General features: G+C 39.4%; 19 protein-coding genes and 1 pseudogene. 7 read left to right on the forward strand and 13 right to left on the reverse strand.

The features are described 5' to 3' along the window. Nucleotides 1–49: 49 nt before the first annotated feature. Complete coding sequence (dusB, locus tag BM130_RS12420) at nt 50–1,027, forward strand: tRNA dihydrouridine synthase DusB (RefSeq protein WP_010528882.1); 978 nt, start codon at nt 50–52, stop codon at nt 1,025–1,027. Here dusB and BM130_RS12425 read toward each other — a convergent pair. From BM130_RS12425 to BM130_RS12450, 6 genes are all read right to left on the reverse strand, one after another. After that, entirely contained in the window at nt 1,024–2,262 is a 1,239-nt protein-coding gene (locus tag BM130_RS12425) for an ABC transporter permease (protein ID WP_010528881.1), read from the reverse strand. The genes dusB and BM130_RS12425 overlap by 4 nt on opposite strands. Before the next feature lie 81 nt (nt 2,263–2,343). Beyond that, nucleotides 2,344–3,171, reverse strand: coding sequence for a class I SAM-dependent methyltransferase (locus BM130_RS12430; RefSeq protein ID WP_010528880.1), 828 nt, complete (start codon nt 3,169–3,171; stop codon nt 2,344–2,346). A gap of 34 nt (nt 3,172–3,205) precedes the next feature. Continuing rightward, complete coding sequence (gene rbfA / locus BM130_RS12435) at nt 3,206–3,544, reverse strand: 30S ribosome-binding factor RbfA (RefSeq protein ID WP_010528879.1); 339 nt, start codon at nt 3,542–3,544, stop codon at nt 3,206–3,208. 104 nt (nt 3,545–3,648) lie between these two features. Continuing rightward, nucleotides 3,649–4,365: a DUF6261 family protein gene (locus BM130_RS12440; RefSeq protein ID WP_010528878.1), complete on the reverse strand. Its 717-nt coding sequence runs from the start codon at nt 4,363–4,365 to the stop codon at nt 3,649–3,651. 442 nt (nt 4,366–4,807) lie between these two features. Next, nucleotides 4,808–6,148, reverse strand: coding sequence for a dGTP triphosphohydrolase (gene dgt, locus BM130_RS12445; protein ID WP_010528877.1), 1,341 nt, complete (start codon nt 6,146–6,148; stop codon nt 4,808–4,810). Between the two features lie 7 nt (nt 6,149–6,155). Then, entirely contained in the window at nt 6,156–6,884 is a 729-nt protein-coding gene (locus BM130_RS12450) for a M48 family metallopeptidase (protein WP_010528876.1), read from the reverse strand. A gap of 258 nt (nt 6,885–7,142) precedes the next feature. Between BM130_RS12450 and BM130_RS12455 the strand changes: the two genes are divergently transcribed. From BM130_RS12455 to BM130_RS12475, 5 genes are all read left to right on the forward strand, one after another. Beyond that, on the forward strand, nt 7,143–7,874 hold the full coding sequence (locus tag BM130_RS12455) for an ABC transporter ATP-binding protein (protein ID WP_010528875.1): 732 nt from the start codon (nt 7,143–7,145) through the stop codon (nt 7,872–7,874). 68 nt (nt 7,875–7,942) lie between these two features. Next, nucleotides 7,943–9,193 (forward strand): ABC transporter permease, encoded by a 1,251-nt coding sequence (locus BM130_RS12460; RefSeq protein ID WP_010528874.1) that lies wholly within the window; start codon nt 7,943–7,945, stop codon nt 9,191–9,193. A gap of 58 nt (nt 9,194–9,251) precedes the next feature. Then, nucleotides 9,252–10,532, forward strand: coding sequence for an ABC transporter permease (locus BM130_RS12465; protein WP_010528873.1), 1,281 nt, complete (start codon nt 9,252–9,254; stop codon nt 10,530–10,532). Nucleotides 10,533–10,632: 100 nt separating this feature from the next. Next, nucleotides 10,633–11,712, forward strand: coding sequence for an efflux RND transporter periplasmic adaptor subunit (locus BM130_RS12470; protein ID WP_010528872.1), 1,080 nt, complete (start codon nt 10,633–10,635; stop codon nt 11,710–11,712). Between the two features lie 178 nt (nt 11,713–11,890). Further along, the gene (locus tag BM130_RS12475; protein WP_010528871.1) at nt 11,891–13,228 is read left to right on the forward strand and encodes a TolC family protein; all 1,338 of its coding nucleotides are present in this window, start codon (nt 11,891–11,893) and stop codon (nt 13,226–13,228) included. Between the two features lie 130 nt (nt 13,229–13,358). Here the strand turns inward: BM130_RS12475 and BM130_RS12480 are convergent, their stop codons facing one another. The 7 genes and pseudogenes from BM130_RS12480 to BM130_RS12510 all read right to left on the reverse strand — a co-directional run bounded on the left by BM130_RS12480 (nt 13,359) and on the right by BM130_RS12510 (nt 21,307). Further along, nucleotides 13,359–13,931: a YceI family protein gene (locus tag BM130_RS12480; RefSeq protein ID WP_010528870.1), complete on the reverse strand. Its 573-nt coding sequence runs from the start codon at nt 13,929–13,931 to the stop codon at nt 13,359–13,361. A gap of 101 nt (nt 13,932–14,032) precedes the next feature. After that, nucleotides 14,033–15,220 carry a glycine C-acetyltransferase gene (gene kbl / locus BM130_RS12485; protein ID WP_074964397.1) on the reverse strand — a complete coding sequence of 396 codons (1,188 nt, stop codon included), beginning with the start codon at nt 15,218–15,220 and terminating at the stop codon, nt 14,033–14,035. A 313-nt stretch (nt 15,221–15,533) separates the two neighbouring features. After that, nucleotides 15,534–16,514: pseudogene (locus BM130_RS12490) on the reverse strand (adenosine kinase). A gap of 48 nt (nt 16,515–16,562) precedes the next feature. Beyond that, complete coding sequence (locus BM130_RS12495) at nt 16,563–16,931, reverse strand: YccF domain-containing protein (protein ID WP_010528868.1); 369 nt, start codon at nt 16,929–16,931, stop codon at nt 16,563–16,565. 171 nt (nt 16,932–17,102) lie between these two features. Further along, nucleotides 17,103–18,635: a WG repeat-containing protein gene (locus tag BM130_RS12500; protein WP_010528867.1), complete on the reverse strand. Its 1,533-nt coding sequence runs from the start codon at nt 18,633–18,635 to the stop codon at nt 17,103–17,105. A 180-nt stretch (nt 18,636–18,815) separates the two neighbouring features. Beyond that, on the reverse strand, nt 18,816–19,748 hold the full coding sequence (locus BM130_RS12505; protein WP_010528866.1) for a porin family protein: 933 nt from the start codon (nt 19,746–19,748) through the stop codon (nt 18,816–18,818). Nucleotides 19,749–19,843: 95 nt separating this feature from the next. Further along, complete coding sequence (locus BM130_RS12510) at nt 19,844–21,307, reverse strand: lipopolysaccharide biosynthesis protein (protein WP_010528865.1); 1,464 nt, start codon at nt 21,305–21,307, stop codon at nt 19,844–19,846. 591 nt (nt 21,308–21,898) lie between these two features. Between BM130_RS12510 and BM130_RS12515 the strand changes: the two genes are divergently transcribed. Continuing rightward, nucleotides 21,899–23,131: a glycosyltransferase family protein gene (locus tag BM130_RS12515; protein ID WP_010528864.1), complete on the forward strand. Its 1,233-nt coding sequence runs from the start codon at nt 21,899–21,901 to the stop codon at nt 23,129–23,131. Nucleotides 23,132–23,399: the final 268 nt, after the last annotated feature.

A 23,399-nucleotide genomic window follows, 5' to 3' on the forward strand; every position in this document is an offset into this window, starting at 1 on the left:
AGTGTTTTTTTTGATGAAGGTTTATCTTTGTACGCTAAATTATACTACAGTGAAGATAGGAACTATAGATTTTGGGAAAGAGCCTCTTTTTCTGGCTCCAATGGAAGATGTAACCAACAAAGTTTTCAGACAGCTTTGCAAAAGTTATGGAGCTGACCTAGTCTATACTGAATTTGTGTCGGCAGATGCCCTTATTCGGGAAATAGATAAAACAATAAAAAAAATAGATATTGGAGAAGATGAGCGCCCCATAGGCATACAGCTATACGGAAAGGATATAGATACCATGGTTGAAGCAGCACGGATCGCCGAAGAGGTTAATCCAGATTTAATTGATATTAATTTTGGTTGTCCTGTAAAGAAAATAGCAACTAAGGGAGCTGGTGCCGGATTGCTGCGCGATATCCCTAAAATGATTGCCATAACACAAGCTGTTGTAAAAGCTGTAAATAAACCTGTAACCGTTAAAACACGGCTTGGATGGGACGAGTCATCCAAAAACATCATCGAAATAGCAGAAAGACTACAAGACGTAGGCATACAGGCATTAACCATTCACGGCCGAACCAGAGCACAAATGTATTCTGGTGAAGCGGATTGGACGCTTATCGGAAAAGTAAAAAACAATCCCAGAATTAGCATTCCAATTATTGGAAACGGAGATGTTACCGATCCCTTAAAAGCCAAATATTTTTTTAATAATTTCGGTGTTGATGCCCTTATGATCGGAAGAGGGGCCATTGGTCGACCTTGGATTTTTCGGGAAATTAAACATTTTCTTAACACCGGAGAATTATTACCGGATCTTTCCATTCCTGAACATGTGGAATTAATACGAGACTTTGTTCATAAATCTATCGATTGGTTAGGTGAAAGAAGAGGAATTTTACATTCAAGAAGGCATTTAGCCATTACTTTTAAAGGACTTGATAATTTCAGACCTATTAAAATAAAAATGCTGCAAGCAGAAAACATACAAGAGTTGGAGGCTGTTTTTAATGAAATAAAAGTACGATGGAACAATTAATCATTCCCCTGACCTAAGTAGTAGCTTTTAACAATAACACGAACAGGATACCAGGCCGCCAACAACCCAATTATGGATACACTCAAACATACCATCACCAAATCACTCCATTGTAACTCGACAGGATAGGCATCAACAATAAATATACCTTCTCCACTAAATTGGAGTAACCCATATTGTTGTTGTATCCATACTAAAACAGCACCTAAAAATCCACCTCCCAACACACCCAGCAAGGATATCATCCAACCTTCGGTCAAAAAGATTTTATTAATTAACGAACGGGTAGCACCCATACTCTTCAAAGTCCCTATACTTTCTTTCTTCTCAAAAATAAGTAAAGATAATGTTCCTATGATATTGAAAAAGGCGATGACAAGAATAAACAACAAAATTAGATAAGCCATTAACTTTTCGACCTGCATCAGTTTATAAAAGGTGGCATGCTGTTCGTGCCTATCCAGAACGTTGAAATGTTTTCCTACTAGTTGCTGAAGTTGAATCTTTATTGCATTTACATCAAATCCTTCTTTAACAGAAATTCCTAACGAAGAAACTATATCATCCTGGTAATCAAACAATCTGCGTGCCTGTTCAATATTAATAATCAAATATTTCGAATCATATTCCAACTGCCGTACCGCAAAAATTCCTGAAGGATTTAAATACTCCTTATTAAATGAGAGGTCGGGACGCATCATATTAATTTGACCGGTACGTTTCGGTGCATATACCACCAATGGTTTCACGAAATTAAGTCTTAATCCTAACTGATCTGCTAAAGCATACCCGGCTACCCCAAAATTGATATTATGCTCCTTAACTTTATACTTCCCTTCTACAATAATGGTATCAATGCCTGACACTTTTGCAAAATTTTCATCAACACCCATAACAATAGCCGGAACTTGACGATTATCAGACCTTAGTAAGGCTTGATCTTCCAACATGCAAGTCACCTGATCAACCCCTTCCGTAGCATGAATCTCTTCTATTGGCAACATTTCCATTGAAAAAACTTTCCCTTCGACAGGGACAACCTTCAGTTCAGGATCAAAAGACTCATACAAAGAACCTATCAAACCATGAAGACCATTAAATACTGACAACACAACCACTAAGGCCATAGTCCCCACTAAAACCCCTGAAACAGATATCATCGAGATTACATTAATTATATTCTGGGATTTTTTCGCAAAGAGATATCTTAGTGCAATTCGAATGGCCAGATTCATTTAGTTGCGTATTTATGTAAAAATTGGATTCAATGTGCCCGGCTAATTGACTTACCCTTTAATCACACCCAAATGTATGATTTATTTATTTTCCGGTTTGTATGCTTTTATCAGAAGACCTGTCCCTGTTGAATGTGCTGTTTTAACATCAAAATAATTCAAAATCCAACAAAATGGCCAAACCAACAAATAGTAAACTGGAAGAAATATAAAGAATATTTTACTCTTATTGAGCATTATGATGGGATATTTCATTGACCATTTCCAGGCTATATGACCTGGCTCCCCGTAAGTGTACCGTACGTCTATTCGTTCAAAGCCAGCATCCCGGAGTTTCTGTGATATATCTTCAATACTGTACCCATCTCTAACATGTTCATCAATAAAACCAGTCACCCCTTCACTATGCTCGTGGACTTCGGAACCACCTTTATCGGATGGTGTAGAAATCAACAGCATCCCATTGGGGACAAGACTTTCAAAAAAATTTCGAAACACTTTCTTGTCCTCTTCAATATGTTCCATAACATCAACCGAAAGTACAAGATCAAACCTAGAAGGTTGTACAAAGCGCGTTAAATCAGCTTTCCGAAATTGCACCTGCTCTGCTTTACCAAGCTTTTTAATAAAGTTATTACAATCTTTTACCTGCTCTTCCTTTACATCAACACCCAAGATATTATAATTTGAACCAAGCCGAGACAGATACCAAGAGTACTGACCAAAACCTGAACCAGCATCCAAAATATTTGCCTTATGTTTCCGCGGGGCTGCCCATTTTTTCAATTCCCTTCTTATATACCACGAGCGCAGTAGCAATAAGTTTAATAAACGGTAAAACAAGATGCGCAGAGAAGGAGTAATGTTAAATATTCGTCCCAAAGAGCGCTTTATGGGGTCATATTGCATATCTCAAATTATTATTTCCATAGTTACCCGAATGCTATTCTTTTAACAAACGGTCTATTTTTTCAAGATAATCCAAACTGTCATCAATAAAAAATTCCAGATCGGGAATTACACGTAGCTGTTTTCCAACACGTTTCCCTAAAAGATATCGAATGTGAGATTTATTTTGGACAATATTGTTAAATACTTCATCCTTTTTATTTCCCGGGAAAATGCTCAAATATATTCTGGCAATACTTAAATCAGCTGTTACCCGCACTGCCGTAACAGAAACCATTGAACCCATAAGCAACTCACGGACTTCGCGCTGAAACATATCACCCAAATCTTTCTGCAGTAAACGTCCTATTCTTTTTTGTCGGGTTGAATCCATATTATTTTCCTTGTTAATTTGAATGCACGAATTTAGCTAAAAATATGAAAAAATAACCCCCATGCATATTACCATGCAGCCAATATTAAACCGCCATAAATAAATTACGAAACTCTATTCTTGACTGGGTTATAGTAAAAGTAAGGTGTCTCCTTTGAAACAAGTTTTCGGATCACTCTGTTCAGATTATAAATAATTCGGCCAAGCTCCTCAATTGGTGTGGTTTGATAAAGTAATTCCACAAAATCAAACAGAGTTCTTAGAGAATCTTCTACCATTGGTCGGGTTTCACGTATTGATATTTCCTTATAAGCATCTATTTTCTTTTCTTCACTACAAACATCAAAGGCTACCTGCGCATCCACCAACTCTTTAAACCAATCTAAAGCACCAAGCTTTTCAATAGCGGCCACATGCTCTTCCTCTAATTCATGTATCAAGGAAGGCAAGCCCTTATTTTTCCGTTGATATCCATCCTTTTGATTTTGCCATTTGTGTTTCTGCAACACTTCTAACAACCTTGTTGCTATAATATTTTTGTCGCCCACCAAACGATGACATGACGCTTCCACAAAACGATAAAAAGCAATAAACGCTTCATTTCTTTTACTGGCGAGCAAGGTTTTTCTTTCCATCTTAGCACTGACCACTCTACGCTGGAAAGTTTTTTCATAGCTCTTTAGGCTATCACGAACATTTTCTACAAATGGATTTAACGCGGTTTTAAAAACGGTACAATTATCAAGAAGCTGCAAGGATATTTTTGCAAGGTCATACAAATCAAAAGAGGTTAATTGAGAAAAATTCAAAGATTTCAACATTTTAAATGGGTTTAGGCAATAAAATACGATACATAACTCTATCAGAAACAGACATGGCGAGAGAACTTACTACAAAAAAGAGATGTACTAACCTTTAGCCATGTTTTGTCCTTTCAATCAAAATGCTAGATTAAATCCACTCGATCAAGTCCTTTAGGCAGATTTTTTTAACAACAATTGCATGACCTAAGTTTAACCTGTTCCGGTAATTATATTTTTAGCGATGTTAATATAATTACGTAACATTTTGAGGCAAGTTTCAATTATGTACGAAATAAGTTACTAATCCAGGACATTTTGCCATATCGCCACTTTAAATTTTCTTTTAAAGAAAGAAGCACATTACCCATTTTCTTTGTTTGTTTATTTTGAACGAAGAATTTTATTGCGCCACTTAAAAAATCTATTTAATTGGACAATCCTAATTTAAAAGAATAATAGTTTAATTGATATTAATCTTTACTCCGCCCAACCTGGTTCCCTGAATTTTTTGAAACAAATCGAGCGCATATACATCGGTCATTCCTGAAACAAAATCAATAACTGTTTGAATGCGAAGATGAATAGGACTCCTATCTGAAACGCGGTATTGTTCAGGAATAAAAGGAAGCAGTAAGCCGGAATAATAATGTTCCGGGTTGAGCACAGCTTGAATAAACTCATCAAGTAAAGTTCCCAATATTTTAAACCCTGCAATTTCAACTTCTACAACTGACGGATGTCGGTAAATTTTTTCATTGGCCACCTTATCACAATGATGCAAGGCACTGTTTAATGGCTCATCCAAATGGTCTACCAAAGATCCCCTAAATTCACCATTTAAAATTTTATCATGATGCTTAATATATATATCTGAGCAGGCATTAACCAATTTTCCAATAACTCCGGCTCTTAAATAGGCAATCTGTTCATTCGTATCTGTAACTTCATGAAACACTTGTTGTATGCGGTCCAACTCAGCTTTTTCGCTCATCGAATCATAAAATGCCAATAACAAGTTGCGTGTTTCTTGAGTTGTGAGAATACCAAGTTTATGGGCATCCTCAATATCCATTATTTGGTAACAAATATCATCAGCGGCTTCGACCAAATAGACTAAAGGATGACGAGCAAAAACACCGGGCCGCAATTCTTTTATCCCCAGTTCAGTTGCAATGTCATGGTATATCTCTTTCTCAGATTGAAAAAAGCCATATTTCTTTAACTCTTTATGACCGGAAGCATAAGGATATTTCACTATAGAAGCCACGGTTGTATATGTGAGCGCAAAACCTCCGCTTCGACGACCGGTAAACTTATGGGTTAAGACCCTCAAAGCATTTGCATTCCCTTCAAAGTTGGTAAAATCATTCCACACTTCAGGAACATCCACCAATTCTTTTAATTGTTGCCCTTTTCCATACTTAAAAAAATCGGAAATAGCCTTCTCGCCGGAATGACCAAAAGGTGGGTTCCCCATATCGTGAGCCAAACATGCAGCTGCAACCACTGATCCCAGTTCGCTTGCCAACGGTAACTTTTCCCCATATCTTTCCAATAGAAATTTGGCAATATTATTACCCAATGAACGTCCAACACTGGCCACCTCCAAACTATGAGTCAATCTGTTATGAACAAACACACTTCCGGGAAGTGGAAACACTTGTGTTTTATCCTGCATACGTCGAAAAGGGGAAGAAAATATCAAACGATCGTAATCTCGCTGAAACTGCGTACGGTCATGATGCCTATGGTGGGTCGATTGTCCGGTTCGTTTTGTGGAAAGAAGTTGATTCCAGTCCATATTGTTTTTAGTAGATTGTAGTGCGATATTGTTTCATTTCAGCAGCCAATAATTTTGCTTTTCCACCGGTAACCTTATTCAATAACGTCCAAAATCCCGGTCCGTGATTTTTTTCTTTGGTATGACATAATTCATGAAGAACAACATAATCTATTAAGTGTTCAGGTAATCTCATGAGCTGTAAATTCAAATTAATATTATTAACAGCGGAACAACTACCCCATCGTGACTTGAGGTTTTTGATGAAAACCTTGTTATAGGAAAAATGATACCGGCTAGCAAAATCTTTGACTTTTTTCGGTAACACAATTTTTGCTTCCAACCGCATCGCTTCTTCTATCCCTTTCCTTATGGTATTTTGAACAAAAAGATCGGTAACAGGTAAATGAGCAGGATAAACCACATTCAAAACCCCTTTTGCCAATGTCATTTTAATATCAGAACCGGCTCCTTTTTCTACTTTCAATTGAAAACTGTGCGTCCGAAAAGTACTATTCTCATCAAAAACAGTTTTTCTTTGTTCAATATGCTCAATTTTTTTCAGATTGTGGGTTATCCATGCCTTTTTTTCTTCCACAAAGGCCATTACCTTCTTACTGCTGTAGCCGGGAGGAAACATTACAGTCACGTATTCAAACGGCTTAAGTTTAATAGAAAGACGTTTATATCTATGGTTTGCTTTAAAAAGCACCGGACCAATCCCACTAATGTGCATCAAAAAACTATCCTTTGCCATAGGTCACAAAGTTAAATAAAACTTTTTCGCTTCACCGTTAAAAATAGCTGTAACTTACACAAGGTGAAAAGCGTCCTTAATAATAACTTTTACAAACTAATGTACGCTTGCGGACACCCCGTGTCCCAAAACATGACAATTTTAATTTCTAATTTTTAAGTTACACACCAATAAACATACTATATATCAACATTATATCATTTTTGGCAAATCAATTGAATAGACAGTTGCAGAAAAACTTAAACAAAACCAGACACCATGAGCAATAGTATTATTAAGGTTGAAAATCTTCACAAGTCTTATAAAATGGGAAATAATGCCCTTCATGTATTAAAAGGGATCGATCTGGACATTAAAGCGGGCGAGATGGTGAGTATCATGGGATCGTCAGGTTCAGGGAAATCAACTCTTCTCAACATTTTGGGTATTTTGGATACTTATGATAGAGGCAATTATTACCTGGACAACATAAAAATTGAAAAAATGAACGAGACCAAAGCGGCTCGATTCAGAAATAAATATATTGGTTTTGTTTTTCAGTCGTTTAATTTGATATCCTTCAAAAATGCCATGGAAAATGTGGCTTTACCTCTATATTACAAGAATATAAGCCGAAAAAAAAGAAACCAAATGGCTATGGAAATGCTCGATCGTATGGGTCTGAAAGAGTGGGCTAACCATTTACCGGCTGAACTATCAGGTGGCCAAAAACAACGTATTGCTATTGCCAGAGCACTGATCTCCAATCCTAAAGTAATCCTGGCCGATGAACCTACCGGAGCACTGGATACCCAAACCTCGTACGAAGTCATGAACATTTTGCAAGAAGTCAACAAAATGGGAATTACCGTCATTATTGTGACCCATGAAAATGACATTGCTCACCGAACCCAACGCATTATCCGATTGCGAGATGGAATTATAGGAGAAAACATAACCAACGGTGATTTTCAGCCTATCACTGATAATGAAATTTTTACCAATAACTAAAGGTAGTTCTTTGTGCAAATTGTAAAACACAAAAATCAAATTGATTTAATAAAAATAATTTCAAAAACATGTTTAACTCTCTTCAGGAAATATTTTCAACCCTGAAACAAAATAAGTTAAGAGCCATAATGACCGGCTTCAGTGTAGCCTGGGGCATCTTCATGCTGATTCTGCTTCTAGGTTCAGGCAACGGGCTTCAACATGGTATGGAAAACAACTTCAGAGGGGTCGCCAAAAATGCGTTGTGGATTTGGAGTCGCCAAACTCAGGTGGCGCATGACGGCTTGCAAGCGGGCCGACGAATCCAGTTTACCAACGAAGATTATGATTTTTTGGTCAATATGTTCCGGGATGATATTTCCAATATTTCCGGCAGATTCCGACTTTGGGGACAAGGAACCGTTACTTATAAAGACAATTACGGTGATTATGATCTGGAAGGAGTCCGACCCGAATTTAAAAATATTCAAATTGTTGATATCATTCAGGGACGCTATTTGAACCAAATGGACATGAATGAGTACCGCAAAGTAGCGATCATATCCCTTCCTGTAAAAAAAGCTCTTTTCAAAGATGAAGACCCCATAGGGAAATACATACGTATCAGCAATGTACCTTTTATGGTGGTAGGCGTATTCGAAAACCCTGAAAGACGAGACGATGAACAGATATACATTCCTGTTAATACTGCCCAAAGAGTCTTCAATGGCAGTAACCGCCTGAACGAACTCGCAATATCGACCAATGCCCTTACTGTGGCCGAAAACAAAAGAATTGAAGAGGCGGTCCGTACCACGTTGATGAAAAGGCACAAGGTAGCTCCTGACGACAAACAGGCCATTGGCATTTGGAACACATTGGAACATTTTAAACAAGCACAGGGCGTTTTTAGAGGAATTCGTTTGTTTGTCTGGGTTATTGGAATCATGACCATCATTGCCGGAATTGTAGGTGTAAGCAACATTATGATAATATTGGTTAAAGAACGAACCAAAGAAATAGGCATTCGGAAAGCCATTGGCGCCACACCCTGGTCGGTCATCCGGCTAGTGCTTTCCGAATCGATATTTATTACAGCATTATCGGGTTTTCTGGGCCTCGTATTTGGAATGGGATTGTTATCAGCGGTTTCCATAATATTGAAAAATATAGCCCAACAATCACCTCAAGTTGAAAATATCTTTTACAATCCCTCGGCCAATTTGTCGGTAGTAGTATCTGCTTTAGTCGTCCTGATTATTGCCGGATTAATCGCAGGTTTTGTTCCGGCCCGAAAAGCTGCTGCCATTAAACCAATTGAGGCATTACACGATGAATAATAATCTTCGTTGTGGAAAAACCTATAAACCGCAAAAAGTAACTTAAAAAATAAAAACCGTGTTTGACAGAGATCGTTGGCAAGAAATATTAAATGCCATAAAACAAAATAAGTTTCGTAGTATTCTGACTGCTTTTGGCGTCTTTTGGGCAATTTTCATGTTGGTGGTAATGACAGGTGCAGGAAATGCTCTGACCAATGGCATCACTCATGGATTCAAAGATTTTGCCACCAATAGTGCATTTCTTTGGGCCAACCGGACCACTGTGCCTTATGAAGGTTATGACCGCGGACGATGGTGGAGCCTCACCAATGCCGACATGGAAGCCATACGCGAACAAATACCAGAAATCGATGTTTTATCCCCCCGACTACAGGGATGGAATCTTCGTGAAGGACAAAATGTTGTTCGCGGCGAAAGAGCTGCCGCTTTCAACGTTATGGGCGATTATCCTCAATATCGGGAAATTGACCCGTGTACCATGCCCTACGGAAGATACATCAACAACGAAGATATCGAACTGAAAAGAAAAGTGTGCATCATCGGCGAAAAAGTATATGAAATCATGTTTGATGAAGGTGAGGATCCTGTAGGACAATATCTTCGCATCAACGGAGTCTATTTTATGGTGGTAGGAGTATTCAAATCCAATAATCCCAACATCAATATCGGCAGTAATAAAAAGGAAACTATTTATCTGCCTTTTACCACGATGCAACAAACCTTTAATTACGGTGACCAGGTCCATTTTTTTGGATTCACGGCCAAACCGGGAGTTAATGTCCAATCTATTGTTGACAGGATAAAACCTATCATTAAAAAGCATCACAAAATTGCTCCCGAAGATGACCAGGCTATTGGCGGATTTAATGTCCAGAGCGAATTGCAAACCATGGAATATACCTTTCTGGGCATCAACATACTTATTTGGGTTGTAGGAATCGGGACGCTTATAGCCGGAGCAGTAGGTGTAAGTAACATAATGCTGGTAATAGTCAGAGAACGCACCAAAGAGATAGGTATTCAACGCGCCATAGGTGCCCGACCGGCATTAATCATCGGACAAATTTTAACCGAGTCGGTTTTTCTAACCACCGTTGCCGGCTTTTTAGGACTGGCCATGGGTACCCTGGTGCTTCACCTCACCGATATGGCTCTGGAAGCAGCCCGGGCACAGGCACCCCCCGATGAACAATCATTTTTCATGAATCCGGAAATTGGATTACCAATGGCTGTCGCCTCAATCATTATTTTGGTCATTGTAGGCCTGTTTGCCGGGTTAATTCCGGCTCTCAAAGCGGTTCGGATTAAACCTATTGAGGCGCTCCGACATGAATAACACCAAAAACTTTAAAGCATTTATACGCAACATTTTATAACCTTAAAATAATAAAGTAACCATACAGGCAATCCTTCTTGCCTCATAAAATCTGAAAGCAATGAAAAAGTTTCTCAAAATTTCAATGGTGATTGTTTTAGTAGCTCTTGTAGTGTGGGTGTTTTTTTACCTGTATAAACAAACCAAAAAATCACCGGTGGTATATGAAACGGAACAACCTCAAATAACCAACATTATTAAAAAAACTGTTGCCACCGGCTCTATCGTCCCGCGTAAAGAGATTCAAATAAAACCACAGGAGTCGGGTATAATCAACCAGATTTATGTACAGCCGGGCGACATGGTCAAAGAAGGAGATTTAATTGCCCGAATTCAAATCATCCCCGAAATGATTCAGGTCAACGAAGCCGAAACCCGCCTGGAAAAAGCTCGACTTGCATATGAAAATGCAAAAATTGAGTTCGAAAAAACTCAGGAATTATTTAAAAATAAAGTCATTACAGAATCCCAATATCTATCCGACAAGCTGAACTATGAGATTGCCAAAGAAGACCTGGAATCGGCACAAAACAATCTGCAGTTAATAAAAGAAGGGGTATTAAAGAAAGCCGGTTCACAAACCAATACATTAATTCGTTCTACAACCGCAGGAATGGTGCTGGATGTCCCGGTAGAAGTAGGAAATTCGGTTATCAAGAGTAACACTTTTAACGACGGAACAACCATTGCCATTGTTGCCGACATGCGCGAAATGGTATTCGAAGGGATGGTCGACGAAACCGAAGTAGGAAAAATAAAGGAAGGCATGCAACTGTTGTTAACTATTGGCGCTCTTGACGAAGAAAAGTTTACGGCCATCCTGGAATTCATTTCACCCAAAGGCGTTGAAGAAAACGGCGCCATCCAGTTCGAAATTAAAGCCGCCGTTCAACTACAGGAAGGAAGCTTCATCAGGGCCGGATACAGCGCTACTGCCGATATCGTCCTCGACCGGCGTGACAGCGTGCTGGCCATTAAAGAAAAACTGGTGACTTTCAAAGAGGATTCAACCTTTGTAGAAGTCATGACTGAACCTCAGGTATTTGAAAAACGGCTCATTAAAACAGGATTATCCGACGGAATCAACATTGAAGTGGTTGAAGGGCTTACCGAAGATGACAAAGTTAAAGTTCCGTTATAACAGAACAATCGATTTTTAGACCTTTAGTTTTAAGATAAATAGATTAAATAAAAGGAAAAGCTGTTTTTAAGCTTTGCACAATTCAGGTGAAAATCAAACCGAAAAGAATAACCTGTTTTGACAGATGCGTTAATCTATTGACTGTTCATTATCAAACAAATTGCAGAAAAAAGGTATCATGAGAAATAAAACGCTAATAATATTAACCTTACTTTCTTTGGTTACCATAGGAATTTCGGGTCAGGAGCCCCGTAAATGGAGTCTGAGGGAGTGTATAGAGTATGCCAAAGAAAACAATATTTCCGTACGGAAACAGGAATTAAACACCCAATACCAAAGTAACCTTTATCAACAAAAGCGGTTGAACAAACTTCCTTCACTCAATGGAAGTGCCGGCTATCAACTTAGCTTTGGGAGGGTACCGGATGAAACTACTTATCAATATGTAGATCAGACCACACAATTTAGTCGCTTCTCTTTAGGTACATCGGTACCCCTGTTTCAGGCTTTTACTTTACGTAACGAAATAAAACAAACGGAAGCCAACTGGAAAATGTCGCAAAGCGAGCAAGAAGCCGCCATAAACGACCTGGCCCTTAATATTACAGCCTATTATTTACAGGTGCTCTTCGATAAGGAATTGCTCAAAGTTGCCCAACAACAATACGAGGTTGCCCAACAACAGATAGAAACAACCAGGCAGCTGGTAGAAGCAGGAAGAGTTTCGGAAAGTAACTTATTGGAGATAAAATCTCAGGCCGCTAAAGAAGCATTGAATGTCACGCAAATGGAAAACAATTTAAAGCTGTCACTGCTTAACTTGGCACAGGCCCTTGACCTGGAAAATACTGATAATTTTGATATCGTTTCGCCCGACATTGCCGATTTAGAACAAAGAACATTAACCCCACCATCGATACTATTTAATACGGCCGTTGACATTATGCCACGCATTAAGGCTTATCAGTATAACCTTGAAAGCAGCCAATACGGGCTTAAAGCAGCTAAAGGGGCTCTTTATCCTTCTCTGTATCTGGATGCAGGTTGGAGTACCAATATTTCCAAAACTGAAAGTTCCGTAAATTTCGATTTCGGTCAAAGATTCAAGGATAATGCCACTCAATACATAGGCCTGACGCTTAGAATTCCTATTTTCAATAGTTTATCGGCCCGTTACAATGTAAAAAATGCAAAACTGGGCATACAAAGTGCCAATTTGGACCTGCTACAGGAAAAACAAAATCTCAGGAAAGAAATTCAACAAGCTTATGCTGATGCCGAGGCAGCCTTTCAGAAATATCTGGCTGCTCAAACAGCCGTAAACGCTTACGAAGAATCGTTAAGATACACCGAAAAAAAATACGCTTTAGGGCTGGTCAGTCCGGTCGATTACAGCGTTGCCCGAGCCGATTATATAAAGGCCCAATCCGATTATTTACAAGCCAAATATGAATATGTTCTTCGGACGAAAATCCTGGACTTCTACAAAGGCGAAGAACTGACTTTAGATTATTAAAAAATAAAAATCTCAGACAACCTTTTTGTTAAACTCAATGTAGCCAAAAAGCCCGCATCTATGCATAAATGATGCGGGCTTTTTATTCTTTCATAAAGAAAATCTATATAAAGCATTGCGTTTTTGGCTTTTACTCAAAGCTCACTTCAAAGGCAAGATCAAAATCGTCATAAATCAAGTTATCACCCAAATTATCGAAAAAAGATTTGGAGCCATACCGCACATCGAATTGAGACCGGTCAACCGTCAGCACGCCTTTAAAAACTTGGCCATCGGCTGTAGCCTCAAAACTCACCGGGTTAGAGATCCCTTTAATGGTTAATGTTCCTTCAAACTTCCAGGTTGAATCGTTTACCTTTACCCCATTTTTTATGACCAAGGTAGCAGTTGGATATTTCTCAACACTGAAGAAGTCATCCGACTTAAGGTGACCAATGAGTTTTGCACGCAAACCTTCGTCCTCCAAATCGGTATTGCTTAAGCTGGTCATATCCACGACAAACTCCCCTTTCACGAAACGATCGCCCGATTTGGTTAAATAACCGGAATGAAACTGTACATTACCGGTATGAGAACCGCCGATTTTTTTCCCGGTCCAGACAATACTGCTTTTGGATACATTCAACTCCATTTTTTGTCCAAAAGCCAATGGGGCTGTCAGAAACAGCCCGACCGAAAATATTGAAATCAAAAATTTTTTCATGGTTACTCCTTATTTAAATTAACTATAAATAAGAAACAACCATCCTGAAAAATTGTTTGGCTGGTCAGATCATTATCAATTGCCAAACCAATGAAGAGGCATCAAATAACTTCCAGTTCTTTTCCAATCTTTACAAAAGCTTCGATGGCTTTATCAAGATGCTTTTTCTCATGTGCGGCCGAAAGCTGAATGCGAATTCTGGCTTGGCCCTTGGGCACTACTGGGTAATAAAAGCCTGTTACATAGATGCCTTCGCCAAGCAATCGGGCGGCAAATTCCTGGGAAAGTCGGGCATCATATAGCATTAAAGCCACGATGGCAGAATTGGTAGGCTTAATATCAAATCCAGCTTCCTGAATCCTTCGTTTAAAATAATCGGCATTGTCCATCAATTTATCGCGAAGATCAGTAGATTCAGACAGCATGTCGAATACTTCGGAAGCAGCTCCCACAATAACCGGCGCCAATGAATTGCTAAACAAATAGGGACGGGAACGCTGACGCAACATATCAATAATCTCTTTTTTCCCGGTAGTAAACCCACCCATAGCACCGCCTAAAGCCTTTCCTAATGTTCCGGTTAAGATATCGATACGCTCCATCACATTATGATATTCAGGTGTCCCTCTGCCGGTTTTTCCGATAAAGCCGGAGGCATGACTGTCGTCAACCATTACTAAGGCGTCGTAACGGTCTGCCAGGTCACAAATTTTATCGAGAGGAGCAATATCTCCATCCATTGAAAAGACACCATCGGTAACAATAATTCTGAAGCGCTGCGCCTGCGACTCTTTTAACCTGGCCTCCAAGTCATCCATATTCGCATGCTTATACCGATACCTGGCTGCTTTACAAAGTCTTACCCCATCAATAATACTGGCATGATTTAATTCATCAGAAATGATGGCATCTTCGGCGGTAAATAACGGTTCAAAAACGCCGCCATTGGCATCAAAACAGGCCGCATACAAAATGGTATCTTCCATTCCGAAAAAACGGGCAATTTTTTCTTCCAAAGCACGGTGAAGATCTTGCGTTCCGCAAATAAAACGAACCGATGACATGCCATAACCATGCGTTTCAAGGGCTTTGTGTGCGGCTTCAATAACTCTTGGATGAGATGAAAGCCCCAAGTAATTATTGGCACAAAAATTCAGCACCGTTTCTCCGGTAGATATTTTAATTTCTGCGCCCTGGGGAGTAGTAATAAGCCTTTCTTCTTTGTATAGACCGGATGCTTTAATACTTTCCAGTTCTTTCTGGAGATGCTCTTTATATTTTCCGTACATAACAGTTTTTTTATTGATGATTAACAAAGATAAAAGAGAGATGCCGCCAAAAAAATGACAAAAGATTTTATTCGCATAAATCTTAACGTTCGATGGAACTTAAGGTTAGTAGTCAATAGTGGTTAGTCATTGGTGATTAGTGGTTGGTTGTTGGTGTATAGTCGATAGTCATTAGTCTGGTTACGTAAAAAACTATAAACCAAAGACTATCAACTACTCACCTGCCACTATTGACTAATGACTTCTTCTGCCTATGTGTACAATTGTGGCAAAAGTCGTCATCCCATTTCAATTGCAATTATTTTCTGCAATTTTAATTGACATATTTCATTACTTGCTGGTTAATATCCTTCCATGCCTGGTCATCAATTTTAGGCCCTATCACTTCTATTACTCTGCCTGCCAGTAAAGAAGCTATTTCTCCACACTGTTCGATAGGCAAACCATGAATGAGGCCAAAAAGAAACCCGGAAGCATACAAATCACCGGCACCGGTAGTATCTCGGCTCACAGCCTCAGTGGCAGCTACTTCCACCACCCGGTCTTGATGTTTAATGATCGACCCTTTGCTGCCCAACTTTAAAACCGCCACATTACTAAATTCGGACAACCGATGAAGGGCAGCCCCGTCTGTAAGGCCAGTAAATGCTTTGGCTTCTTCTTCGTTGGCAAAAAGAATATCTACATAATTTTTTACTATTTCATGCAAGAAGTCCCGATTTTCTTCCACCACATTAAAACTGGCCAGGTCAAGTGAGACTTGCAAACCCTTCTTTTTAGCTGTTTGCAGGGCATGTTGAATTAAAGATTTGTTTTGTACCAGGTAACCTTCAATATGCAGAAAGTGGTAGTCTTCAAACAAATGTTCAGCCACATCTCGTGGCTCCAGTTCAATGGCAGCACCCAAATAGGTGGCAAAAGTTCGTTCGGCATCGGGACTGATAAAGGCAAACGCACGCCCCTACTCCTGTTTCCCCTCCAGAAGAATGGGTTTTATATTTCTTCGTTCAAGGTCGGACCGGAAAAAACCACCCCATTCATCCCTGCCCACTTTACCGATAAAAGCAGTTTCAATGCCCAGACTGGCCAACCCATGTATAGTATTGGCTGCCGACCCACCGGACGCCTGATGTCGTGGATAGGAAGCCGTAGCTTCCAATACCCTCTGAATAGCTTCTTGCCCCACCAGTTGCATCGACCCTTTAGGTAATTCCAAATCCGACAAAACCTTATCATCATCGAGTCTTGTTAAAATGTCTATCAGGGCATTGCCCATGCCTATAACTCTATTCATGCTTTTTTATTAGTTAATTTTCCCCAAATTAAAAATAAACACAAAACTCTACCTAATCTCATAGTTAAACGGCGTCAGTGCCAGGCGCGCCAATTTAAAATGCTGGCGACCAAAAGGAATGCCAATAATTGTAACAAATAACAACAAGCCAAATAACAAATGGGAAAGGCATATCCATATTCCTCCTGCAAATATCCAAATAATATTCATCAACGTAAACAGACACCCACTTCCCGCAGGTTTAGCTACCACATTACGGCCAAAAGGCCAAAGGGCCAGAACACCTAACTTCAGAGTCTGTAATCCAAATGGAATACCGATAATGGTGATAAACAAAAAAATGCTGGATATAAAATATTCAATGGCGGTAGCAAGTCCTCCAAATATTAACCAGATAATGTTTCCTAATAACGACATAAATTATTTGTTTTCAAAATTTTAATAAACAAAAAAAGGGAAGCGGATTAAAATATAAGGTTAAAATACAAAATAGGCAGCAAACAACAGAATACAAAGAAAGGCTTTTTGAGGGATGCCTCAAAAAGCCTGATAATTTTTTGTCAGAATTTATTTCTTTGTCTACACAAATTAAAAGTTTAGCATCATTCCTATAGAATATGGATATAATTGAGGTCCTTCCCCATCCTTAAACATTGGTTCAGGATAATAGGTTCCGTAAACAGAAAAGTCACCGAATCCAGCTTTAGCCATAAATCCGTATCGGAAAAGGGAAAGTCCCATGTCATCCCGTTTTTTCTTTTTCTCGCTGGTGTTGTTAACACTATAAACAAGCTTGGTATGGGTTTGCAGACGAACACCACCAACGACACCTGCAGCAATATAGAGCTTTTTGTGATTTTGTCCGTTAGGAAGTTGAACTTCGGCCAAAACCGGAACATTCAGATGCATCATCATCAGCTTGCTCTTAGATATGGATGTATTCTCATCCTCCAATACCGGGAACCAATTTCTTCCGTTTTCCGGAATATCGGCATAGGTATCCAACTTAAACCGATAATTATTATATTGAATTCCCAAGCCGGTTACCAGGCCAAACCAGTCGCCCAACAGGCGAATGTTCTCTTCCCAGGGATAAATGATAACCTCAAGCGACTTACCCTGATTCAGCTCCATAAATTCATATCCGGCAGGAAGTTCCTCATCGCCCTCCGAGTTAAGATAACCATTCAGAGCCAGTCCTATCCCGGCCAAATGCCCATGAAAATATTGTCTTTTCTTTTTGGTCTTTTTATCCCCAATCTGAATTCCTTTTCCATCGTGCCAGATTTCCACTTTGTTCTTCTCAACCGATATGTACGGCCGGTCTTTTTCAAAAATGGTTATTTTTTCATCCGGATAATTTTCTTCTGTTTCATTTTGGGAAGTTTCTTTATCTAAATAAGAACCCACCGTCTCTACAATATTGCCTTTCTTGTCAATCTTAAAATAATCGCCATTAATCACCGCCATGGCCACACCATTGTCAAAAGGCCACACCCGGTCATAAATAGCCGGTACCACTTCATTCCCCTGTTCATTAATATATCCCATTTTGCCGTCACGAACCACACGGGCCAAACCATCCTGAAAATCCCAGATATACTGATAAACCACCGGAACCACCATTTCACCGGTAGTTTTAATATAGCCTATCAGGCCATCTTTCATAACTTTAATCAAACCATTGCGTGGCGACCATACATGTTGGTACTCACATGGTACCACAATACGACCATTCATGTCGGCAAATCCAAATTTACGGTCTTTCATCAGCTTGGCCAAACCATCATCGTATTCCCATATTTGGTCATATTCGGCAGGAAGAATAATGCCTTTGTCAACATGGTAAAGTCCCGTTTTCATGTCCAGTAATACGCGTATATATTTATCTTTTGACGGGGTCCAGACCTGGTCAAAACGACATGGAACAATTTCTCTTCCACGGCTATTTACCACACCTATGTAATTATTCTTCATAACACGATAAAGCCCCGGCGCCATCTCCCAATAATGGTCATATTTCACCAATACCGAATCCAAGGCTCTGTTCTGGGCGAAAGTGCCTTCAACCCTCGCCATAAAAAAAATAATCAGCCCGATTCTAAATACTTGTTTTAACATTTTATTCTACTTCAAGTGAAAATTAAATTAATAATCTCTTTAGTCTCATTCCGCAGCATTTATGTAGTTATTTTCCCCCGATTCATACTTATTACTGTTACTTTACAATTTTCTCTCTTAAATTGTTTCAAACACCTACGTTTATCGGTCAAGCCCCCATAAGTACAGCAGCAAATCTTATTAAAATTGCAGCAGTGTCACACCAACACTCCAGGGATATACTTCCGGGCCGCGGTCTTTTTCGAACATTGGTGTAAAATCCCACTGCGCAAAAAGTTTAATCCACTTATACCCGCCACGTACCATGAACCCATATTTAAAGGCGTTAAGATTCAGGTCCTCCCGGCTTTTCTCCTTTTCTCTGCTACCCCCTTCATTGTAAACAACTTTCAGGTGTGACCCCAGCCTGAAACTGCCATAAACACCCGCAGAAATAAAAAACCTGGAATCTCCGCCATTATCGGGAAACTGATACTCAAAAAGTAAAGGAATAGTAGCAAAACTTGTTACCAGTTTGCTCTTTTCGATAGACCGTTCCCACTCATAATAAGTTGTAATTCCTTCTTCATTTTTAGTAGGCACAAATTGAGAATCGAACCGATAGTTGTTAATAATCCAACCTAATCCGGTAACCAGCCCCATATTGTTTCGGTTTTTCTGCAGGTCGATATTATATTGAAAGATGTTCATTCCCACCGATACTGATTTTCCGGCATTAAGGTCGAGCCAGGTAGCCCCTTCCGGTAATCCTCCCTGAAAGGGTGCTTCTGTAAAATTGTTTAATCCTAAATCGAAACCGGCCCAGTGTCCTTTAAACTTTTCTCGGTTTTTTTTAACGACCTGAATACTGGTGTGGTGTCCCGGCCGCTCAATTACGAGATATTGTCGGCGTCCGACAGTAATTTTGGTAATGGTATCACTTTGTTCATCAACAACCACCTTTCCACCGGGGAAGGTAACTTTAGTCTGGTTAAAATCTTCCTCAACAGTAATAATATTGCGTATCCGTTCTGTTGTCTTATGTTCGGTAGTATCCTGCTGAGCATATACTTCGGGCGGAAGAACCAAAATAATAACCATTAACACTGCCTTCAAAAAAGTTCTCTTTCTCATCACAAAAAAATTTGATTAAACCAATTTGTTTTTAATCGTTGTGATGGTGTGACGAACCAGTTGCGGCATATGTTACAAGAGTAATGTCAATAATTTTATCTTCCTCTTATTTTTTGATATATACCTTTCACTTCTCTTATTTCTTCTTTATGGATATGGCCTGTCAGGAAGAAAGAAAGAAAAAAGAGTAACATCAGCAGTATTTTCATTCCCCAAGCCAGGGGCAGATACCAGTCAAAACATTGCATGCCACCAAAGGCCAAAGCGGTCCAGATAATCAGCAAAATAAAATTTTTACCGACAGGGAAACGAAGCGGCTCCACTCTTCTCACCTCCACATAAAACCATACCACGGCAAACAACTGTGCCAAAACGGTAGACACCGATGCCCCCATTTTCCCCATAACCGGCACCAGCAAAAAGTTACCGGCAATATTTATTACGGCACTTAATATTAATATCATTGAAATCCGGCGGGTACGTTTATGTTTGTTCAGTGGTAACATAAACATTTGCCGCAACCCTGAAAAGAGCATCCCTATCATCAGCACCGGGACAATAACCACCGACGATTGGAAAAACTCCCGTCCCATCGATACCACATAAATAATCTCCGGTGAAAAGAGAACTACCCCCAAACCGCCGAGAGATATAAAAATCATAAAATAACGAAGAATCTTCTCATAGAAGAGAAGACTTCCCTTCTCATGCATGGTTTTAAAATAGTAGTTAGAATAACCGGTGATAAACGCGGAAACGACAACCATCTGCAGAAGGTTGGACACTTTAAAGCCCATGCTGTAACCGGCCACTTCACTCAAATTCTGGTACTGATTGATAATATGTCGGTCACTGAGCGTCAAAACCGTTGTCAGAATATTGCTGACAGCCAATGGGAATCCGTAATGAAGCATCTCCTTTAATACGGATGTATTAAATCTGGGTACCGAATGCCTGATTATCAAGGGCAAAAGTGCCAAAAATGTAATGGTATGAGCCACCATTTGACCAAGATAAATTCCTTTCAAACCCATTCTCTTTACTTCCATAAAATAGAAGGTGGTACCTATAAGTAGAACCACATTCAGGAACACCCACCATGTTTGAGCCACCGCTTTTTGCTCTATCTTTAACAGATAATAAGGCAACTCCATTAATAACCGAAAAAAGGTTCCCACCAGAAAAAAAAGTAGTATGGAAGAAGATATGGAATATTGGAATATCTGCTGCGAATAAAAAAGAAGCACTGCCCCAACGGCAACAACCGACAACATCGTGGTCATGAAGTTGAAGGTGAAGGTGGTATAAAAAAGCTGCTTCTTCTCACGGCCATTCTTCATTTCATGGTACCAGCGCATAAAGCCACCCCGCGAACCAAAGCCCGAAAGAATCAATATAAATTGAAAGATGGTTTCAAACAAGGCTACCACCCCAAATTCCTCTTCATTAATATAGCGAAGATATAATGGAATAAGGATGACCCCACTCAGCTTAACCACCACATTCCCGATGCCGTAAATAATACCCTGACGGAATATAAACCTGGTTTGGCTCTGCATTTTCTGATTTATTTGCAACAAAAATAACAGGAATGAGTAGATTAAATAGAAAAGCCATCAAATTTTTACTCCTTCCCGCCTGTTTACACATTTTTAAAGTAAAGTTCGAAATTAAATTTACCTTTTTATGTTTATAATATTAAGCTTAAGCTCCCGGTCAGAAAAATTGCAATAACCTCTGCATGCCCCAGCAGGACGTCAGAATTTAAGCAGGGCAACAAAAATTTAAGCAGGGTGCTAAGAATTTAAGCAGGACTATAAAAACTTAAGCAGGACGACAAGAATTTAAGCAGGAAAAGGTAAAACTCAAGCAGGACGGCAATATTTCTACCAGGATACAAATATTTTTTGGGGGGAAGGGACAAATGTTAAAAATGTAGATTTATTCAAAATTTGGAAACCATAAAGCTAAACTATCCACTTACTAAAACCGGATACGAATTCAACTCTTTATTCTTCAATATCCAAAAAAACTTCTAAGTTTGCCGAAAAAGAAACATAGCAAAAGGAACCATACAAAATCCTTCGATATGCAGATTCCAATAAAGGCTTCTTGTTTCATCTACCGTTCTTGCAAACAACATTATTCCTATGTCACTGAAGTTTATTAAAATATCGAGCTATTACAGAGATTTCTTAAATCAATATTATAGGCAGAATCCTCAGATTGTAAAAGCTTGTTATGAGGAACAACACCGTCATCTGATGAACCAATATTTTGCCTGGTCCGACAACTATGGTCGAATTCTTGCCGAAAAAGGCATGGAAACCATGGAAATTGTGGCGAATGCTTTACCATTGCAAAAAGCGTGGGCCAAAGAAAACGGTGTATCGCCCGATTCATCTCCCGATACCATTTTACTGGAACAAATCCGACAATTTCGGCCTCATATTATTTACTTTCAGGACTCGGTAACTTACAACGGCAACTTTGTCAGAAGAATAAAAGCTGAACATCCTCAATTAAAGCTTTGCATTGGCAACGTATGTGCACCATTCTCATCCATGCAAATAGAAGCATTTCGGGTTTTCGACTACTTCACCGTTTGTTCGCCATTTTTCCAAAAGCTATTGAAAAAGTATGGTATTCCATCGGTAAATATACCGCATGGTTTCGACCCTCGTATATTAGATAAAATAAAAACAGACAATCCTTACCCCGAAACCCCACTGGCGTTTTTAGGTTCTATTTTCGCCGGTGAAGATATACACAGTACCCGCCGACAAATTCTCGAAAAACTGGTCAATGAAAATATTTCATTCACCTTTTACGGTAATTTGCCCGACCGCAGCCTTATAGCACTGATAAAAAAACAAGCCTCCTTTATAACTGCCCGCACCTTAGATTCCATAGGTCTCAACTGGCTTACCGATGCTGTCAAACCTATCCGGAAGGGGCGGTTTCACGACAAAATGCCACAAAGATTGACCATTTCAAAGAAACTTTACCAAATGGCCCGTCCCCCGGTATTTGGCCTTGATATGTTCAAAGCTTTATCCAAAGCCCATATCGGGTTTAACAGCCATGGCGACTGTGTAGGCGATTATGCCGCCAATATGCGACTTTTCGAAACAACCGGTGTTGGAACTTGTCTCATTACAGATTATAAAAGAAACATTTCTGACTTTTTTAAAGTAGATGAAGAAATTGTCACCTATCGTTCGCCTGAAGAATGCATTGAAAAAATCAGATGGTTGATTCAAAATCCTCAAAAATGTCAGGAAATAGCCCTGAAAGGACAACAGAGAACCCTTGCAGACCATAATATTGCTTCACGTGTCGAACTTTTTTATCAACACCTGCAGGATTATCTTAACCAATAATTCCTCCGTATAAATATTACTTACTTCGTTGATATATTACTTCTTATAAGTAGTCGTTAGTGGTTAGTCATTAGTCATCAGTTATTTAATACTAACCCCTTGTTAACTAATGACTAATCACTTCTTCTGCCTTCTGCCTGTGCACTTCTGCCTTGGGCTTTTTATACATGCTCTTTCCTGTTTTCCGCACTTTTTCGGGGCACCCTCTTAACTATCTGTAAATCAATCATGATTTTTTAAATTTGGGTGTCCCAAATTTATTTCTATG

The sequence above is a fragment of the Thermophagus xiamenensis genome (assembly GCF_900112795.1).
In the GTDB taxonomy this organism is placed as follows: Bacteria; Bacteroidota; Bacteroidia; order Bacteroidales; family Marinilabiliaceae; genus Thermophagus; species Thermophagus xiamenensis.

Bases quoted from the DNA above. Each gene is read 5' to 3' on its own strand.
- BM130_RS12505 (WP_010528866.1), bottom strand. From the start codon at position 19,748: ATGAGAAAGAGAACTTTTTTGAAGGCAGTGTTAATGGTTATTATTTTG.
- BM130_RS12455 (WP_010528875.1), top strand. From the start codon at position 7,143: ATGAGCAATAGTATTATTAAGGTTGAAAATCTTCACAAGTCTTATAAA.
- BM130_RS12510 (WP_010528865.1), bottom strand. From the start codon at position 21,307: ATGCAGAGCCAAACCAGGTTTATATTCCGTCAGGGTATTATTTACGGC.
- BM130_RS12470 (WP_010528872.1), top strand. From the start codon at position 10,633: ATGAAAAAGTTTCTCAAAATTTCAATGGTGATTGTTTTAGTAGCTCTT.
- BM130_RS12495 (WP_010528868.1), bottom strand. From the start codon at position 16,931: ATGTCGTTATTAGGAAACATTATCTGGTTAATATTTGGAGGACTTGCT.
- BM130_RS12500 (WP_010528867.1), bottom strand. From the start codon at position 18,635: ATGTTAAAACAAGTATTTAGAATCGGGCTGATTATTTTTTTTATGGCG.
- BM130_RS12425 (WP_010528881.1), bottom strand. From the start codon at position 2,262: ATGAATCTGGCCATTCGAATTGCACTAAGATATCTCTTTGCGAAAAAA.
- BM130_RS12440 (WP_010528878.1), bottom strand. From the start codon at position 4,365: ATGTTGAAATCTTTGAATTTTTCTCAATTAACCTCTTTTGATTTGTAT.
- BM130_RS12480 (WP_010528870.1), bottom strand. From the start codon at position 13,931: ATGAAAAAATTTTTGATTTCAATATTTTCGGTCGGGCTGTTTCTGACA.
- BM130_RS12450 (WP_010528876.1), bottom strand. From the start codon at position 6,884: ATGGCAAAGGATAGTTTTTTGATGCACATTAGTGGGATTGGTCCGGTG.
- BM130_RS12430 (WP_010528880.1), bottom strand. From the start codon at position 3,171: ATGCAATATGACCCCATAAAGCGCTCTTTGGGACGAATATTTAACATT.
- rbfA (WP_010528879.1), bottom strand. From the start codon at position 3,544: ATGGATTCAACCCGACAAAAAAGAATAGGACGTTTACTGCAGAAAGAT.
- dgt (WP_010528877.1), bottom strand. From the start codon at position 6,148: ATGGACTGGAATCAACTTCTTTCCACAAAACGAACCGGACAATCGACC.
- BM130_RS12475 (WP_010528871.1), top strand. From the start codon at position 11,891: ATGAGAAATAAAACGCTAATAATATTAACCTTACTTTCTTTGGTTACC.
- BM130_RS12460 (WP_010528874.1), top strand. From the start codon at position 7,943: ATGTTTAACTCTCTTCAGGAAATATTTTCAACCCTGAAACAAAATAAG.
- BM130_RS12515 (WP_010528864.1), top strand. From the start codon at position 21,899: ATGTCACTGAAGTTTATTAAAATATCGAGCTATTACAGAGATTTCTTA.
- kbl (WP_074964397.1), bottom strand. From the start codon at position 15,220: ATGTACGGAAAATATAAAGAGCATCTCCAGAAAGAACTGGAAAGTATT.